The 16,107-nt window shown below is 73.2% G+C and carries 16 protein-coding genes; 8 read left to right on the forward strand and 8 right to left on the reverse strand.

Features of this window, described 5'->3' with window-relative positions:
- Positions 1-111: 111 nt before the first annotated feature.
- On the forward strand, positions 112-2,643 hold the full coding sequence (locus tag ACIA3K_RS04920) for an FtsK/SpoIIIE domain-containing protein (protein WP_396799238.1): 2,532 nt from the start codon (positions 112-114) through the stop codon (positions 2,641-2,643).
- A gap of 2 nt (positions 2,644-2,645) precedes the next feature.
- Positions 2,646-3,605, forward strand: coding sequence for a hypothetical protein (locus ACIA3K_RS04925; protein ID WP_396799239.1), 960 nt, complete (start codon positions 2,646-2,648; stop codon positions 3,603-3,605).
- Here ACIA3K_RS04925 and ACIA3K_RS04930 read toward each other — a convergent pair.
- From ACIA3K_RS04930 to ACIA3K_RS04945, 4 genes are all read right to left on the reverse strand, one after another.
- Positions 3,575-4,654, reverse strand: a complete 1,080-nt coding sequence (locus tag ACIA3K_RS04930; protein ID WP_396799240.1) for a phosphotransferase family protein — start codon at positions 4,652-4,654, stop codon at positions 3,575-3,577. The two genes, ACIA3K_RS04925 and ACIA3K_RS04930, sit on opposite strands and share 31 nt — an antisense overlap.
- Before the next feature lie 75 nt (positions 4,655-4,729).
- Positions 4,730-5,182 carry a hypothetical protein gene (locus ACIA3K_RS04935; RefSeq protein ID WP_396799241.1) on the reverse strand — a complete coding sequence of 151 codons (453 nt, stop codon included), beginning with the start codon at positions 5,180-5,182 and terminating at the stop codon, positions 4,730-4,732.
- Positions 5,179-5,811, reverse strand: a complete 633-nt coding sequence (locus ACIA3K_RS04940) for a hypothetical protein (protein ID WP_396799242.1) — start codon at positions 5,809-5,811, stop codon at positions 5,179-5,181. Before ACIA3K_RS04940 ends, ACIA3K_RS04935 begins: the two co-directional genes overlap by 4 nt.
- The gene (locus ACIA3K_RS04945; RefSeq protein ID WP_396799243.1) at positions 5,808-6,032 is read right to left on the reverse strand and encodes a hypothetical protein; all 225 of its coding nucleotides are present in this window, start codon (positions 6,030-6,032) and stop codon (positions 5,808-5,810) included. Before ACIA3K_RS04945 ends, ACIA3K_RS04940 begins: the two co-directional genes overlap by 4 nt.
- Positions 6,033-6,267: 235 nt before the next feature.
- On the opposite strand from ACIA3K_RS04945, the gene ACIA3K_RS04950 reads away from it, so the two are divergent.
- On the forward strand, positions 6,268-6,486 hold the full coding sequence (locus ACIA3K_RS04950; protein WP_396799244.1) for a winged helix-turn-helix domain-containing protein: 219 nt from the start codon (positions 6,268-6,270) through the stop codon (positions 6,484-6,486).
- A 298-nt stretch (positions 6,487-6,784) separates the two neighbouring features.
- Positions 6,785-7,048, forward strand: coding sequence for a DUF6244 family protein (locus tag ACIA3K_RS04955; RefSeq protein WP_007462863.1), 264 nt, complete (start codon positions 6,785-6,787; stop codon positions 7,046-7,048).
- A 43-nt stretch (positions 7,049-7,091) separates the two neighbouring features.
- Here ACIA3K_RS04955 and ACIA3K_RS04960 read toward each other — a convergent pair whose 3' ends face one another.
- The 3 genes from ACIA3K_RS04960 to ACIA3K_RS04970 all read right to left on the reverse strand — a co-directional run bounded on the left by ACIA3K_RS04960 (position 7,092) and on the right by ACIA3K_RS04970 (position 10,076).
- Positions 7,092-7,505, reverse strand: coding sequence for a hypothetical protein (locus ACIA3K_RS04960; RefSeq protein WP_396799245.1), 414 nt, complete (start codon positions 7,503-7,505; stop codon positions 7,092-7,094).
- Between the two features lie 248 nt (positions 7,506-7,753).
- Positions 7,754-8,512: an SEC-C domain-containing protein gene (locus ACIA3K_RS04965; RefSeq protein ID WP_396799246.1), complete on the reverse strand. Its 759-nt coding sequence runs from the start codon at positions 8,510-8,512 to the stop codon at positions 7,754-7,756.
- 97 nt (positions 8,513-8,609) lie between these two features.
- Positions 8,610-10,076 (reverse strand): MFS transporter, encoded by a 1,467-nt coding sequence (locus ACIA3K_RS04970; RefSeq protein WP_396799247.1) that lies wholly within the window; start codon positions 10,074-10,076, stop codon positions 8,610-8,612.
- Between the two features lie 217 nt (positions 10,077-10,293).
- On the opposite strand from ACIA3K_RS04970, the gene ACIA3K_RS04975 reads away from it, so the two are divergent.
- Positions 10,294-10,872: a TetR/AcrR family transcriptional regulator gene (locus tag ACIA3K_RS04975; RefSeq protein WP_396799248.1), complete on the forward strand. Its 579-nt coding sequence runs from the start codon at positions 10,294-10,296 to the stop codon at positions 10,870-10,872.
- A gap of 6 nt (positions 10,873-10,878) precedes the next feature.
- On the opposite strand, the gene ACIA3K_RS04980 is transcribed toward ACIA3K_RS04975, so the two are convergent.
- Positions 10,879-12,240 (reverse strand): pentapeptide repeat-containing protein, encoded by a 1,362-nt coding sequence (locus ACIA3K_RS04980; protein WP_396799249.1) that lies wholly within the window; start codon positions 12,238-12,240, stop codon positions 10,879-10,881.
- A gap of 232 nt (positions 12,241-12,472) precedes the next feature.
- Between ACIA3K_RS04980 and ACIA3K_RS04985 the strand changes: the two genes are divergently transcribed.
- The 3 genes from ACIA3K_RS04985 (at position 12,473) to ACIA3K_RS04995 (ending at position 16,086) form a co-directional block, all read left to right on the forward strand.
- Entirely contained in the window at positions 12,473-13,252 is a 780-nt protein-coding gene (locus ACIA3K_RS04985) for an esterase/lipase family protein (protein ID WP_396799250.1), read from the forward strand.
- A 171-nt stretch (positions 13,253-13,423) separates the two neighbouring features.
- A complete protein-coding gene (locus ACIA3K_RS04990; RefSeq protein ID WP_396799251.1) occupies positions 13,424-15,652 on the forward strand; it encodes a M48 family metalloprotease in 2,229 nt (742 codons plus the stop codon).
- Positions 15,653-15,666: 14 nt separating this feature from the next.
- Complete coding sequence (locus ACIA3K_RS04995; RefSeq protein WP_396799252.1) at positions 15,667-16,086, forward strand: hypothetical protein; 420 nt, start codon at positions 15,667-15,669, stop codon at positions 16,084-16,086.
- Positions 16,087-16,107 lie beyond the last annotated feature (21 nt).

The raw sequence follows: 16,107 nt of genomic DNA on the forward strand, positions 1-16,107 counted from the left end.
GGGGAGGCCTCGTCGCCACGATCCGAAAGCGGGGGTCGGTTACTGTCCCGGCGTCACCGCTGTCCGTTAGGGTTTGCGCGAACCGGACGGCCGTGGCGTGGGAGGCGATGCGTGGGCAGGCTCGCGTCGGCGTACGGGCAGGCGGTCACCGCCCACCGGGCGGCCCGTACCCATCTGGACGCGGCCCGGGCCGTGCTCGGCGCGGCGCCGCCGCCGACGCCCCGCGCCGGTGGGGCCGACCTCGTCGCCCGGCTCGCGCGCCTCGGCGGCGCGCTGGCCACACCGACTCCCGGCGTCGCCACCCTGACCGACGACCCGGTCGCGGTGCGCGTCGGCGAGGCGTCCACCGAGGACGGCGGCTTCGCGGTGCTCGTGCCACTCGGCGGCGGCCACCACCTGGCACTGGACACCGACGCCCGCGACGGGCGGGTCGCCGCGCTGCTGCGGGCGTTGGTGCTGCGGCTCGTGGCCACCGCGCCGCCCGGTCGGGTCCGGGTCGTCGGCATCGACACCGCCGCGCTGGGCGCGACCTTCGGCCCGCTGCGCCCGCTGCTCGACGCCGGGGTGCTCGACCCGCCGGCCACCAGCGAGGCCGAGGTGACCGCCCTGCTGGATGCCGCCGAACGGCACGCCCGCGCCGCCCAGCACGCCGACGCCGCCACCCGGCAGCTGCTGCTGGTGGTCGCCACCGCCGCCCCCGCGCCACGGGAGCTGGCCCGACTCGCCGCGCTCACCCACGCCGGCCCGGCCGCCGCCGTCTGCGTGCTCCTCGCCGGCCATCCGTCCCGGCTGCCCGGCGAGACGTCGCCGCCGCTGGGCAGCACCACCACCATCCGGCTCAGCGACGGGTACGCGCACGTCGGCGACCCGCCCGGCACCCCGTTTAGCGCCGACGGCAGCGGACTCGCCGCCCCCGTGCTGCTCGACGGCGACCCGCCGCCGGCCTCGGTCCGCGCGCTCGCCGAGCACGTCGGCGCCGCCGCCCGCCGCGCCGACGCGCTGCCCTTCGCCGCGCTGCTGCCCGAGCGGCGCTGGGCCGAGTCCTCGGCCAACGGCCTGCGCACCGTCGTCGGCCGGACCGGCGACACGCCGCTGACCGTCGCCTTCGATGACGTCACCCCGCACTGGCTGGTCGGCGGGCGGACCGGCGCGGGCAAGACGGTCTTCCTCCTCGACGTCCTGTACGGGCTGGCCGCGCGGTACCCGCCCGCCGAGTTGCAGCTCTACCTGCTCGACTTCAAGGAGGGCGTGAGCTTCAGCGAGTTCGTACCCAGCGGTCGCGACCCGTCCTGGCTGCCGCACGCCCGCGCGGTCGGCATCGAGTCCGATCGCGAGTACGGCCTGGCGGTGCTGCGGGAGTTGCGCCGCGAGGCACAGCGGCGGGCCACCGCGTTGAAGCGGCACGGCGTCACCAAGCTCGCCGACCTGCCACGAGACAGCCCGTTGCCGCGCATCGTGGCCGTCATCGACGAGTTCCACGTGCTCCTGGCCGGCAACGACGCCCTGGCCCGCGAATCGGTCGACCTGCTGGAGGAGCTGGCCCGCAAGGGCCGCTCGTACGGCATCCACCTGGTGCTGGCCAGCCAGAGCATGACCGGGATCGAGGCGCTCTACGGTCGGGCCGAAGCGATCTTCGGGCAGTTCGCCCTGCGGGTGGCGTTGCCCGGCGGTGGCGGCGTCCTCGACCAGCTCAACGATGCCGCCGCGGCCCTGCCCATCGGCGCCGCCGTCATCAACACCGCCGCCGGCGCCGTCGGCGCGGACACCGTGCTGCGCTTCCCGGACGCGCACGCCGCCGCCGGGGACCTCGCCGCGCTGCGCCACGAGCTGTGGCAGGCCCGCCCGCCGGGCTCGCGGGCGCCGGCGGTCTTCAAGGGGTACGAGGCGGCCCGGGTCGAGGACGATCCCACCTTCGCCGGGCTGCGTCCCGGTGGCCGACGCCCCATGGCGCTGGTCGGCCGGACCGTCGACGTGCACGGCACCACCGCGCTGTTCCTCATGGACACCACCCCCGGCCGGCACCTCGCCGTCGTCGGAACCGCACCCGCCGGCGCGGACGTGCTGCGCGCCGCCGCACTGAGCCTGGCCCGTCAACACAACCCCGGCGACGTCCGGTTCCAGGTGGCCTCCCTGGTCACCGCCGCCGACCCGGTCGCCGCCGAGACCGAGGCCACGCTGCGGGCCGCCGGTCATCCCGTGCACCGCCTCGACGTGGCCGGGCTGCGCGACCGGATCGCCGCGCTGGCCGCCGAGCCGGCCGGGCGGGAATACCTGGTGGTGTTCGGGATGGACGCCGCCGCGCCGGTACTCGGCGCGGCCGACCCGGTGACGTTCCGCTCCGGCCTGGACGACCTACGTGCCGTGCTGCGCCAGGGGCCCGCCCAGGGTGTGCACCTGCTGGGCTGGTGGCGTGGCCTGCGCCGGCTCTCCGACGACCTCGGCGGCACCCAGAACCGCGACGACGTCGCCTGCCTCGTCGCGCTCAACGTGCCGGGCGCGGAGCTGGCCCTGCACCTCGGGGTGCACGACCTCGCGTACACGCCCCGCGCCGACCGGGCGCTGCTGGTCGACCGGCACGACCAGCGGACCAGGCTGATCGTGCCGTTCGCCCGCGACGGGCACGAGCTGGACGGGGAGCGCTGACGGTGTCCTTCGAGGAGTACGCGGCGCTGGCCCGACAGCTCGCCGAGCACCGCCGCGCCGGTGAGCGGGACGCCGCCGCCGAGTCCGCGCGCCGCCGCGACCTGCACGCCGCCGCCGACTACCTGCACCAGCGGCTGACCGCCCAGGGGCAGCGTCTCGACCAGCTCGGTCGCGCGATCGGCGTCGACCAGCCGCCGACGCCCGAGCCCTCCGCTGCCCCATCCAGCCCGTCGGTCCTGCCAGGCCCGCCGACCCCGCCGAGCAGCCCTTGGGCTCCGCCCGGCCCATCGGCTCCGCCCGGCCCGTCGGCCCCGTCGAGCCCGTGGGCCGCGACCGGCTCGTCGGCTGCGACCGGCTCGTCGGCTGCGACCGGCTCGTCGGCCGCGCCCGGATCGGGGGACGGGGATTCCGCCGGCGCAGCCGGCGTGCCGGGGCGGTCGGGTGTCGGGGCGTACCCCGAACTGCCGGCGGGTCAGGCGCGGCTGGCGCTGCCGACGGCCATGAGCCCGGCGGGCGGCGGGGTGCCGACGCAGCGCGCGGCGGCGGTCGATCCGGTGGTGGAGCTGGAGTTGGCCCGGCGGATGGCCGACGAGGCCGACCGGCACGGGCAGCAGGCCGAGCTGCTGGCCCAGCGGCCGGCGCTGCTGCCGACGTGGTCGCCGCTCGCGCGGGCCGTCGCCGTCTACGCGGCCTGCGGGGCGGCGGCCGGGGTGTTCGTGTTGACGCTGGTGCTCGCGTCCGGGATCGGCCTGGTCGACGGCTTCACCCTCGGCGCGTGGATCTGCGCGGGCCTGCCGGCGCTGGCGTTCTTCGCGGGCTATCTGGTGTTGGGGCGGTGGGGGAGGCCCGCCATGGTCGCCGGCACGCCGCCGCGTTACCTGCCGCTCGGGTTCGCGATCTGCTTCCTGCTGGTGCCGCTGGGCTACTGCGCCTACCTGGTGCTGTTCCGCGCCCTGCGCTGAACCCCGTCCCGCCGCAGCTCGGTCAGCTCGTGGTCCAGCAGGTCGGCCAGTCGCGCGAACCGGTCCGGCCGATTCTGGCGGGTGATTCCCCGGCTGGGCATCTCGACCGTCATCAACAGGTACAGGTGCAGGCGGTAGAGGCTGAGCCGACGCAGCGCGGCCTCGTCGAAGACCACCGGATCGGTAGCGGCGGCCCGGTAGCCCCGCAGGAACGGGTTGTCCGGTTCGTCCTCCACCCGCCGGAAGATCAGGGGCGACACCAGGTCCATCAGCGGGTCGCCGAAGAGGAACCGTTCACCGTCGACGATCCCGCGCAGGCGCAGGGCTGGTGGTCCGGCATCACGGCCGGTTTCGGGCTCGGCCCCCGGTTCGGCGAGCACGTTGCCGTCCCAGCCGTCGAAGTGCAGCAGCGCCGGCCGGCGTACCTCGTCCAGAATCGACGCGTACCGCTCGGGAAGCTCCCGGATCTCCTCCGGCGAGGTGGGCAGCGGGACGTCCCAGTCCGCCGCGTCGGCCAGCAGCCCGTCGAGCATGGCGGTGAACGCCTCGCGCCACGTCGCGCCGCTCGCCCGGCCTCCGTCGTACCCGTAGCGGTCGCCGCCGACCCGGTGCAGCGCGGCGATCGCGGCTCCGAACTCGTACCGGGCCGGAGCGTCGTCGAGGTGCTGTTCCGACTCTGCCCACTCCCGCAGCGAACGGCCGGGAACGCGGCCACTGACCAGCCACTCGCCGAGTTCCGGATCGTCGCCGTGGTGCAGCAAGGGCGGCACGGGCACCTGCGGCGCGCGCGTGGACACGAGGCGGAAGTACCGCGCCTCGGCCGCGCACAGGCCCCGCTCGTAGCGCAGCAGCGGTACGTCGGGCCGGGGCGCCACCTTCAGCACCACCTCGCGCCCGTCGTCGAGCGCCACCCACCACACCGTCGCGAAGCCGCCACCCGTGATCGGCCCACAGTCCGCCATCGCGTGGCCCGCGCCGAAGGACGCCTGCACGTAGCGACGCACCTGATCGTGGTCCAGTGGCCGCTGCGTGCGACTCAGCGCTTCCACCCCGGCGTACCTTCCTCCCCGTCGTACCTTTCTCGCCGTCGTGACGCCCGCCAGAGTGCCAGATTCGTTGGATAGTCACCGTCCTGGTGCGCCGCTGTCGTCCCCGCCCTGCGCGGCGTTGTCGGCGAGCTGTGCCGCCGCCGCGAGGACGCCGTCCCGTTCCTGCTCGGTGCACCCCTCGTCCTCCAGCAGCCCGAGCAGCAACACCGTTCGGGCCACGATCGCCGAAGCGTCGTCGGGCACCGGAGGCCGTTCGCCGAGCGCCGCCCACACCAACCCCTCGGCCAGCGCCGGATCGACGTCCGACCCGGTGACGTCGTAACGTTCCCGCGCCGACGCCACGAACCGGATCACCGGGGCCCGGTCCTGCCCGGCGGCGAACCGCCGTCGCACGGCCACCAGCAGCGCCCCGGCGAGCAGGTCCGCGTACCGCCGCCAGTCCGTCTCGCTGAACCGGCGCAGCCGCCGCTCGTGCCCGCGCAGTCGTCCGGCCAGCAGGCCGCGCAGCGCAGCGTGCGGGTCGGTCACCATCGTCTCCTCCTGATCATGGTGGCTGGCTTCCTTCGGGCCGCTAGGCTCACCGCCACCCGACAGCCATGCGCGATCTCTTCGCTGCTGGCGGTGCTTCTCGGCACGGACGGCGCGAGGTCCGCGCCCACGCCGGTCAGCACCGCCACCGAGCGGTCGATGCGGCAACCGCCGACCGCGAGCCGCGTGCCGACGATGTCCAACCGGGTGATGGCCGCCGCGAACCGCCGGGCCGCGACGATGTCCGCCGCGACGTGGGTACGCCGCAACCGGTCCTCGGTCGCACCCAACCGCCATCGGGTACGGGCGGCCAGCGCGGCAGCCCGGTCGGCGTCGACCCGAGCTGTCCGCAGCCCGGCGAGCAGCTCACCCGCCGTCGCGGTCACCGGCGATGTGCGATCGGCGGCCAGCCCGGCGTAGACCAGACTGAGCGCCCGCAAGCACTCGGTGACCGCGCCCTGCCAGGGCAATCGTCGGCCGGGTGGCCCCGCACCATGCAGGTGCGCGCCGGCCCGGTCGGCGGCGGCGATCGTGGCCAGCCACGCGTCGCGCAGGTCGTCCACCGCGTCGTCGTGGGGCGTCCGCGCGGCCCGCTGCTTGTCGCACGGGTTCGGTGGTTCCCCCTTCACTGTTCCGCCTCGGCGGTGGCCTTGACCAGGCGGGCGAAGAGGACGTCGCTGCATGGATAGTCCATGCCGCACTCGCAGACCCACCTGCGGACCACGCGCGGCGGATGGGCGAAAAGGGTGTCGTCGGCGTCCTCGACGTCCTGCTCGGACACGAGCCGCCGGGCTGGCGGGGGTGCGGAGTGTGGTGGGTCGGTGGGCTGGTCGTCGGGTCGATCGGGCATCGGGTGCTCCCGTCCGGTCGTCTTCTCGCTGGTCGCGCCCGGCCGGACGGGGGGACCGGCCGACCGGGCGCTCCACCTGTGCGGTGGGGAAGAACCGTCTCCGGGTGTGCAGACCAAGGAGCCGGCAGCACCGAACTTTGCCACACTAGTATGTACAAGTCAATGACAGGACTAGTCCGTTCTTGTCCTGCCTAGTGGGGTGTGATCAAATGGCGGTGCAGACCAGGGAGACAAGATGCCCGCCAAGCCCAAGTGGGCGCAGCTCGCGGACCACATCCGAGAGCAGATCGCGTCCGGTCAACTCGCCCCAGGGGACAAGCTTCCGTCCACCGCCCAGCTTCGTGCTGAACATGGAGTTTCGGCTGGGGTGGTGCGGCAAGCGATTCTTGTCCTGCAAACCCAAGGCCTTGTAGAAGGCGTGCACGGCCTCGGCGTGTTCGTTGCCGAGCGCTGACCGCTCGACGCCTCCAGTCCTGGCGAATACTTCGAGTTCTTGGACAGTTTCGTCCTGAGCTAACAGGAAGTGTCCAAGGTCTGGTTAAGCCGGCCGGATTCTCTTGATCACTTGATGCGTGCCAGTTGTCAAGGCTCTGCTCTGAATGGTCAGCATCAAGTGATCTTCGCGAACGGTGTCCCGCAGGTCACGACTGGGCGATCGAGCGGTCGCGCTCCGTGCGCGGATCTCGTACGCTCCCTTGTGGTCTCCGCCGGTGCGGTGGTGGAGGCGATGGTCGACCATGGGGAGGGTGCGCGTGAGCGCAGCACAGATCATCGCGAGGTTGGCGGCGGCGTCGCAGAAGCTCGACGAGGCGAAGGCCAAGACGGCAGCGGCGGCCCAGGACGCGGCCGAGGCGCGGAGCCTCGTGGCCGGTGCGCTGGAGGGCGTCGCGGCCGGGCCATTGGTCGGCATGATCGACGCCTACCGCCAGGCGTTGGCGCAGGCGTCCCAGGGCGGCGAGCCGGCCAAGCAGCACGTCCAGGAGACGATCGCCAAGGTCCGTGCGCTGGGAAACTGAGCACGGGTGGTAGCACGACCCACCGCGAGCACACCGGTAACCGTCAGCGGGTGACGCGGACCTCGCCCTCGAAGCGCGGCGAGTAGTCGCAGTCGACCGGGGTGCACAGCGACACATTCCCGGTGGCGAGCGCGATGCCCCGGTTGAAGGCGAAGCCACCGCTCTCCGCGTAGACCCGGCCGATCACGGCCTGCGGGACGCCGGTGCAGGTGAACATCGTCCCGCCGCTGCCGTACGCGACGTTGTCGCCCGAGCGTTGACGCAGACTGAATTCCGCACCGCCGTCTCGACCGGACTCGCAGGTCACGGTGAGGGTGATGTCGACGGCGACGCCGCGTGCGACCAGTTTCGCCGAGGTGACCTCGACGGTGGTGGCCGCGCTCGCCGGGGTCGGTACGAGCAGCGCGCACAGGGACAGTCCGAGTAGGGCGGCGGCGGTGGTGGTGACACGGCGCACGGCGGGCCTCCTCAATGGAGTGGCTGCGTTTCCACGGTCACGGTAGCCATCGTCGGCAATCGCCACCATCGATTGATCGTGCGGGTGTGAGGTGGCCGTGGGGTGGGGGCGGTTGGCCGGGTGAGCGTGATGCCTGTGAGTCATCTTGATGACTCACAGGCATCAGAGACTCAGGGAACATCGCTCCCCGGGAGCCGCGCAACGGCCCGGCAGCGCTCAGGCCCGACAGCGGTCAGGCCCGACAGCGGTCAGGCGCGCGAGCGGGGCAGGCAGCACTTCTTGTACTTGGTGCCCGATCCGCACCAGCAGGCGTCGTTGCGGCCCGGCGGCCACGAGGTGATGCCCGCGTCGTCGAGGCTGTCGGCGTACTCGTCGAGGGTCTCCTCGTCGATGGGGTCGGCGCCGGCGAAGGTCGCCAGACCCTCGACGCTGCCCGCCACGATGCCCAGGTCGCCGCCGCCGAGCCCGGACGCGTCGACGAGGGCGCGCTCGATCTGGGCGCGGTGCTCGTCCCAGGTGCTCGGATAGCTGTCGGCCAGGGCCGGCCAGCGCGCCAGCAGCGCGTCGAACTCCGGCTTCGGCCAGAACAGCAGCGTCGCCGGACCGTCGTCGAGCGCGTCGGCGGCGTGGCTGGCCGCGTCGCGCAGCCGGTCGGCCAGGACGTCGTGCTCGTCGTGCGGCAGGCCCAACTCCTCGCGCAGGTCGTGCCGCCGCTGGGCCAACCCGAAGATCATGGCGGCGGCCGTGTCCTGGGCGTCCTCGGACTCGTGCTGGTGGGTGCGGCTGCGGTCCACCAACGCGTCGAGCGCCGCGGTGAGCCACTCGACCGCCGTCTCGGCGTGGCCGGTTTCGATCAGCTTGTCGACCAGGTGGATGGCGTCGGGGTCGGTCTCCAGCAGCGGACGCAACTCGGACAGCTCCGCCAGGCCCTCGTCAACTCGGCCGAGTCTTCCGGGTCCCGGGGAGCCGATCTCATCGAACCGCTCGGTGGTCAACATCTCGGGCATGGGCACATCCTGAGCGACGACGGGTGACGACCGGCCAGCGTACTCCGACACACAGCGCAGCCCGGGCGGCGAACCGCCCGGGCTGCGACGCGGACCTTCAGCGGGTGGCCGGCATGGTGGCGAACTCGCCGGCTAGCTCGGACTCGACGATCGTCGTGGCGGACGGCCGGCGACCGGCCGACGCCCGCCGGGCGGACGGGACGGCGAGGGCCGCGAGCGCGGCGGCGAGGGCGATCGCGGTGAGGAGGAGAAACCCCGCCGTGAAGCCGGCCTCCCGGGGCAGGCCGCTGGCCTGCGGGTGGGCGGTGATCACGCCGCTGACCACGGCCGCGCCGATCGCGCCGCCGATGGTACGGATGTTGGCGTTCATGCCGGTCGCCACGCCGGTCTGGCTGGCGGGCACGCTGGCGACGATGAGGTTGGCCATCGACGCGAAGGCCAGGCCGATGCCGAGGCCGACCAGGCCACCGGCGACGGCGACCTCCCAGCGGGTGGCGTGCGCGGCGGCGAGCATGCCGGACGCCGCCACGTTGAACGCCGCGCCGGTGGCGAGCTGCGCCTTGGCGCTGAACACGGCCTGCAGCCGGCCGGCGAGGATGCCCGCGACGAACATCGCGACCAGCATCGGCAGCATGAGCAGACCGGCCTGGCTGATGCTGGCGCCGAAGCCGTAGCCGGCCGCGGTCGGGGTCTGCACGAACTGGGGCAGGAACGCGTACACGGAGAACATCGATCCGCCGTAGAGCAGGGCGACCAGGTTGGTGGTCCAGACGCCGGGCAGGCGCATCATCCGCATGTCGATCAGTGGGTTGGCCGAGCGCAGTTCGGCGGTCAGCCAGCCGGCCAGCAGCACCACGGCGAGGGCGAGCAGGCCGAGCACGCGGGTGCTGGTCCAGCCCCAGGCCGCGCCCTGGCTGATCGGCAGGAGCAGCGCGACCAACCAGCCGGAGAGCAGCAGGGTGGCCCGCCAGTCGATCCGGCCCGGGGTACGCACCGGGGACTCGGGGATGAACAGGTACGCGGCGACGGCGGTCAGCCCCACCACGACCAGCGGGATCCAGAACAGCCACCGGTAGTCCAGCGCGGTGACGATCGGGCCGGCCAGTACGACGCCCAGTCCACCGCCGGCGGCGACGATCGCCGAGATGGCGGCAACCGCGCCGGAGACCCGCGCGGCGGGGAACTCGTCGCGGATGATGCCGAACGACAGCGGGAAGACCGCGCCGCCGATGCCCTGCACGACCCGGGCGACGATGAGCACGCCGATGTTCGGTGCGATGGCGGCCACCAGGCAGCCGAGGGCGAGGGCGGCGAGCGAGACGACGAGCATCCGCTCCTTGCCGACCATGTCGCCGACCCGTCCGAGGATCGGCGTGAAGATCGAGGCGGAGAGCAGGTAGGCGGTCAGGACCCAGGTCACGGTGTTCTGGGAGGTGTGCAGGTCCTGCTGGATGGTCGGCAGCACCGGGGTGATCAGCGACTGGAGCATCGCGAAGAATCCGGCGCCGGCCGCGAGCACGGTGAAGGTGAGCCGACGCGAGCCGCGTCGGGATGTCACTGCCACGAGAGATAACTCCTGAAATGGTACGGAAGGAGGCGTCTGTCACCCGTCGTCGGCGGCGGGCGTGTTGTCGGGTCCGGGCGATCGGGTGGCCAGGCGGATCGGGCGGGTCCCGAGGTAAGCTATCCGGAGGCAGGCCTCCGGGAGTTCCGGAGGGGTGCCTCCACTAAGCTAGCGGAGGGTTGCCTCCGGATGCAACCAGGACGAGGTGACGCACGTCATGACCAGCGCGGGGGTGCCCGAGGTTTTCGCGCAGCGGCCCAAGCGGGCCGATGCGCGGCGTAACTACGACGCCCTGATCGCCGCTGCGCGCGACGCGTTCGCCGAGAACGGCGCGGCCGCCTCCCTGGAGGACGTGGCCCGCCGGGCCGGGGTGGGCATCGGCACCCTCTATCGCAACTTCCCGACCCGGCGGCACCTCTTCGAGGCCGTCTACGTCGAGGAGGTCCGGGCGCTCAGCCGGTCGGCGGAGGACCTGGCCGAGCTGCCCCCGTGGGACGCCCTCGTCGCGTGGCTGCACCGCTTCGTCGCGTACGTCGCCACCAAGCGGGCGCTCGCCGAGCAGTTGCTGCACGACTCGGAGATCTTCGGGACCTGCCGGACGGAGATCTACGCCGCCGGCGAGCCGCTGATGCGTCGCGCCCAGGCGGCCGGCGTGGTTCGCGACGACATCGGTTTCGACGACGTGGTGCGACTGATCAGTGGGCTCACGATGGCCCAGTTCCCGTCGCCCGAGCAGCGCGACCGCGTCCTCGGTGTGGCCCTCGACGGGTTGCGCCCGGCGGCCGCCACGCGCTGACGGGGCTCACTCGTCGACGAGCACCAGCCACTCGTCGTCCAGGCGTTTGACCACCGTCCCCGCCGGCCACCGGTGACCCGGATCGACGACCGCCCGGGCCTGTTCCACCTGGGGTCGCCGGCTGAACTGCGCGTCGCGGAAGCTGGCCATGCGGTGGAACCGGGCCCGGCCGAAGTTCGCGGCGTCGGTGAAGCGGGCCCGATCGAACAGCGCCTCCTCGCCGAAGATCGTCCAGCGGAACAGCGCCATGTTCGCGAAGCGGACGGAGTCGAAGGTGACCGACCCGCCGAACACGGTGTGCTCCATCGACAGTGCGCCGTCGAAGACCGCCTCCTGGAACGTGGTGGCGTCCTCGAAGCAGGTCGCGTCGAAGCTGGTCGGCTGACCGAACGTCACCCGACGGAACGAGGTCAGCCCGGCGAAGTGGGACCGCCGGCAGGACAGACCGTCGCTGAACGTGGCTCCGTCGAAGCTCGCGAGGCCGTGGACGCGGATGTCGTCCAACACGATCTCGCCGCCGGTCGTGACGTTGTCGAACACCACGTCGCCGAAGCGCGCCGCGCCGAGCAGCAGCCGCCCTCGCGTCGTCGCGCCCGCGAAGCTGGTCGTGCCGGTGAACGCCGCCCCGGTGAAGGTCGCGTCGACGAGCGTGCAGCCCGCGGCGTCGAAGTCCACGAGCGCCGCGCCGCCCAGATCCAGCACGACGCCCGGCCAGTGCGCCGTCTCGTCGTGCTCGCGCAGGTGCCGGGTCAGGACCCGCTGCGCGGTGCGCCGGACCTCCGTCTCGCGCGGTTCGTCGTCCGGCGGCGACATCCGCAGGTACGCGCAGAGCACCGCCACGATCGTCGTCCGCTGTGACGGATTGTCCTGCCCGAGGCGCTCCAGCGCGTGCAGTCCGCCGAGGCGTACCGCCGCGCTGTCGTTGCCGAGGAGTTCGACCGCCCGGGTGTAGAGCTCGGTCAACCGACGTTCGGCCGCGTCGTGTTCGGCGGCCGTCGACTGCCGGTCCTGCTGGCGCTGGGCGGCCTCGGCCACCGACTCGGCGTGTGCCTGTACCCGGTCCCGGTGGGCCTGGTCGCGGGCGGCGACGGCCTCCTGGTGGCGCTGGGCCCGCTCCGCGATCCACTGCCGGCGCGCGGCCAGCAGCAGGGCCAGCCCACCGCCGGTGCCCGCGATCACGGTCAGGCCGGTGCGGATCGCGTCGATGCGCAGCGTGGCCCGGGTGTCCGGCTGGACGGCCCGGTCGGCCTCGGTGAGTAGCAGGCCGAGCACCAGCCAGCCCAGGGCGGCGGCGAGCAGCAGGCCGACCAGGACCAGCCACCAGGGCATCACCCGTAACTGGCGCTCGGGAGGTTCGTCGGCGGCCACGGCCACAGCATGCCACCGGTCGTCGAGGGGCGGGGGTGTGCGGGTGCCGTCGGTGTCCGGTGTGGAGCCTGGCCGATTTGCCGGTTTGCGCCGTCAACGGGACAACGGGTTACCGGCGCGTAACAAGTCATTGACGTTGCCGAATTGTTGCGGGCATCATCGTCGCACGGTCGACCGGACACCCCCACCCACCTGCCCGGATCGTCGGGCGCCTCCCCCCGGAGGTGCAGCCATGCTGCTCCGAAAGACCGTCCTCGTCGTGTCCCTGGCCACCGCCGCCCTCCTCGCCTCGGCGGGAACCGCGACCGCCGCCCCCGCCCCCGTCGCTCCGGCCGCCACCACCGCTGCCGCCGCGGCCAATCCCGTCATCGTGGTCGGCGGGCTCAGCGGCGTCGCCGTCGCGTACGAGCCGATCGCCGCCCGGCTGCGCGCCGACGGCTACCGGACCTTCATCTACCAGCTACCCGGGTTGGGCCTCGGTGACATACCCGCCTCGGCCCGCGCGTTCGCCGGGTACGTCGAGCAGGTGCGTGCCAGCACCGGCGCGGCGACCGTCGACGTCGTCGCCCACTCCGAGGGTGGCCTGGTCGGTCGCTACTACCTCAAGCGGCTCGGCGGCACCGCCACCGTCGGCCGGTACGTCAGCCTGGGCACACCCCAGTACGGCACGTACGTGGCCAACATCGTGGCGTTCCTCGGCCTCGGTAGCTGCGCGGGCATCGTCGCCTGCCAACAGATGACCATCGGTTCGGCATTCCTCGCCGACCTCAACTCCGGCGACGACACCCCCGGTTCGGTGCGCTACACCACCGTCCGCACGCTCCAGGACGAGTTGGTCCGCCCGACCGGCAACGCCGCCGTCAACGACGGCGCGACGAACGTGCTCATCCAGGCGTACTGCCCGCTGCGGGTGGTGGGGCACCTGGGCCTGGTGCTCGATGGCACGGCGTACACCATCGTGCGCGGCGCCCTGGTCGACGGCCCGGTGCGACCCAACTGCCTCGCGGTCTGAGCGCTTCGGTGCGGCGGTCCTTGAGGGACCGCCGCACCGTGCCCGCGACGACGAGTGTCGGTTGCGTGACGATCCTGGGAAACGGTGTGGCAGACATCAGACGTCCTCGATAACCTGCTCCGGCCGTCCACTCCCGACAGTGGACGCCACCGTCGAGAGGGAGCAGTGGGCATGACCGAGCCGCAGCGTGTGCCGCCGGAGAGCACACCGCCGACAGTGCCGCAGCTCGACGTCCGGGCCGCCGAACCCCCGGCCGCCGACACCCCGCCGCCCACCGGCGGGTTCGCCGACCGGCCACCGGGTTACCCGAACGCCCTGGTCTGGCTGCGCGCCGGAATCCTGCGGGACTGGCGGGGCGTGCTGGGCGCGTTCGTCGCCACCTGGTTCTACCTGCCGATCGCGCTGCTCCTGGCGTTCTGGGGCGGTCTCAGCTTCGCCGCCGTCGGCCTCTTCGCCGGCGGCGCCGGCGCGGACGACCAGATCCCCACGGCGCTGCGGGACGCGCCACTGATCGGCTCGCTGCTGGAGGCGTTCCTCAGCCGCTCCGGCGGAATGCTGGGCGGCGTGGCCGGCTTCGCGGTCGGTTTCCTCGCCGGTTTCCTCGCCGTGCTGGTGCTGCCCTGGCTGACCGTCGCGGACGAGCCACTCGCGCTGCTCACCGGCCTGATCGGCACGGTCGTCGCGGCGGCGTTGATCGGCGTCGTCTACACGCTGTACCGGGTGCTGTTCGAGCCGAGTCTGCTGGTGGTGTCCGGCGCGCGCCAGCCCAGCCGCCGCGAGACCGCACGACTGCGTCCGATCCTGGACGACTGCGCGCGACGACTCGGCCTACCCAACGTGCCGCGGCTGCTCATGGAGGACGACCCGGTCCTGAGCAACGCCCGCACGTACGCCCGACACGTGGTGGTCACCACCGCCGTGCTCGGCGAGCCGGACGACGAGGTCGCGGCGCTGCTCAGCCACGAGCTGGTGCACTGGCGCACCGGGGACGAGATCACCAGCGCCTTCGTGCGCGGCGTCGGCCTGCCGCTCACCCTCGCCCACGCCCTGCCGACCTGGCTGATGCGGACGTTCCCGCACCCGGCCACCAACTTCGTGGTGTTCCTGTTCTTCTGGCCGGTGCTGCTCACCATGCGGTACGTGGTGCTGCCCCTGCACGCCCGCGACGTGCGGGCCGCCGAGTACCGGGCGGACCTGGGCGCGGTGCTGACCGGGCACGTCGACGGGTTGCGGCGCATCCTGGAGCGGCGGCTCTCCTTCGAGAGCGGGCGCAGCGGCTGGGACGAGGCGGTCTGCGCCACCCACCCGCCGCACGAGCTGCGGCTCGACGCGTTGGAGCGGGCGACGGTCATCGGTGCGCCCGCCCCGGCCGGCGTACCCGCCGACGTCGCCGCGTCGGTCACCGTCGAGCGGCTGTTCGGCCACAGCGGCCCGGTCGGCACCCGCCGCACCTGGCTGCTGGTCGGCGTCCTCGCCCTCGTCGCCTGCCTCGGCGCCAGCGGGCTGAGCGTGGTGCAGTGGGCGTTCTTCCGTCCCCAGGCGGCGGTGGACGGATTCTTCTCCGCCCTCGCCGACCGCGACAGCGAGGCCGCGCTCGACCACCTCGCCGACTCCGGCGACGGCACCGACCACAAGCTGCTCGCCCAACTGCTGCGCGGCAAGGGCTACCAGCCGCCGACCGACGTCGAGATCACCTCCATGGAGCGTGACGACGAGACGGCCACCGCCACGGTGGCGTACCGGCTCGCCGACGCGCGGCAGACGGCCACCCTCACCCTGCGCCGCGAGGAGGAGACCACCGCCGGTCTGTTCCACGGCTGGCGGCTGGCCGGCGGGCCGATCCCGCTCAACTCGTCGATCGCCGAGCCGGGCGTACGCCTCAACGGGGTGGAGCTGCCGGTCGCCACCGAGGGGCCACCGCTGGTGTTGCTGCCCGGCCTCTACACGGCGACCGGCCCGTCCAGCGCGCTGAGCGAGACGCCCGCCGAGACCCTGCTGGTCGGTCCGGGGGAGGGCCCGGCGATCCTGGAACTTGCCCCGGTGCTCAAGCCGACGGCGGTCGAGGCCGTCCAAAACCGGGTACGCGCCTGGTTGGACGGGTGCGCCAAGCAGACGGTCGCCGCGCCGCCGGGCTGCCCGTTCCGCTACTACGGCGGGTCGGCGCAGAAGGTCACCTGGAAGATCCTGGAGTACCCGAAGGTCGCCGTCGAACTGAACGGGCCGAGCACCGCCCGGGTGTCCACGCCCGTGGAGGGTCAGGGCCGGGTTCAGGTCAGCGGCACCACCACGTACTTCGGCACCAGCTCACCGTTCAGCGACGACAGCGCGCTGACCGTCGCGGGTCTCGCCACCGCCGACGGGGACGCCGTCACCTTCCAACCCGCCTCCGACTCCGACTGACCGGGAGACCTACCGTGACCGACAGCGACGCCGCCGCGCGGCTGCCCGTCCGGCTGACCATCAACCCCCGACAACGCCAGCCCGCGGCCGTCGACCTGCTGACCTGGATCCACCGCCGTCCGGAGTACCGGCCGGTGGTCCGGGCCGCCGGTGGTGGCGGGGGACGGCCCGGCTTCAGCGACGCCGTGATCATCGCGGTGCTGGCCCAGGGGTTGCTGCCGGGGCTGTTCAACCTGTTGCAGTCCTGGGTGGACCAGCAGCGTACGGAGGCGAGCATCCGGATCCAGTCCGGGGACACCGAGGTCGAGTTGCAGGTCAGCGGGCGCACCGACTCGGCCCGCCTGCTGGCCCAGGCCACCGAGGCGCTGCGCGCCGACCAGGCCACCGAGGCGCTGCGCGCCGCCCGCGAGATCGGCCCGGACGCCGCCGAGTAGACCGGCGGCGTCCGGACGGTT

It is taken from the genome of Micromonospora sp. NPDC051543, assembly GCF_044454415.1.
Taxonomy (GTDB): Bacteria; Actinomycetota; Actinomycetes; order Mycobacteriales; family Micromonosporaceae; genus Micromonospora.

Coding starts and splice junctions, on each gene's coding strand:
- ACIA3K_RS04945 (WP_396799243.1), bottom strand. CDS start 6,032: ATGCCCGATCGACCCGACGACCAGCCCACCGACCCACCACACTCCGCA.
- ACIA3K_RS04950 (WP_396799244.1), top strand. CDS start 6,268: ATGCCCGCCAAGCCCAAGTGGGCGCAGCTCGCGGACCACATCCGAGAG.
- ACIA3K_RS04965 (WP_396799246.1), bottom strand. CDS start 8,512: ATGCCCGAGATGTTGACCACCGAGCGGTTCGATGAGATCGGCTCCCCG.
- ACIA3K_RS04975 (WP_396799248.1), top strand. CDS start 10,294: ATGACCAGCGCGGGGGTGCCCGAGGTTTTCGCGCAGCGGCCCAAGCGG.
- ACIA3K_RS04985 (WP_396799250.1), top strand. CDS start 12,473: ATGCTGCTCCGAAAGACCGTCCTCGTCGTGTCCCTGGCCACCGCCGCC.
- ACIA3K_RS04990 (WP_396799251.1), top strand. CDS start 13,424: ATGACCGAGCCGCAGCGTGTGCCGCCGGAGAGCACACCGCCGACAGTG.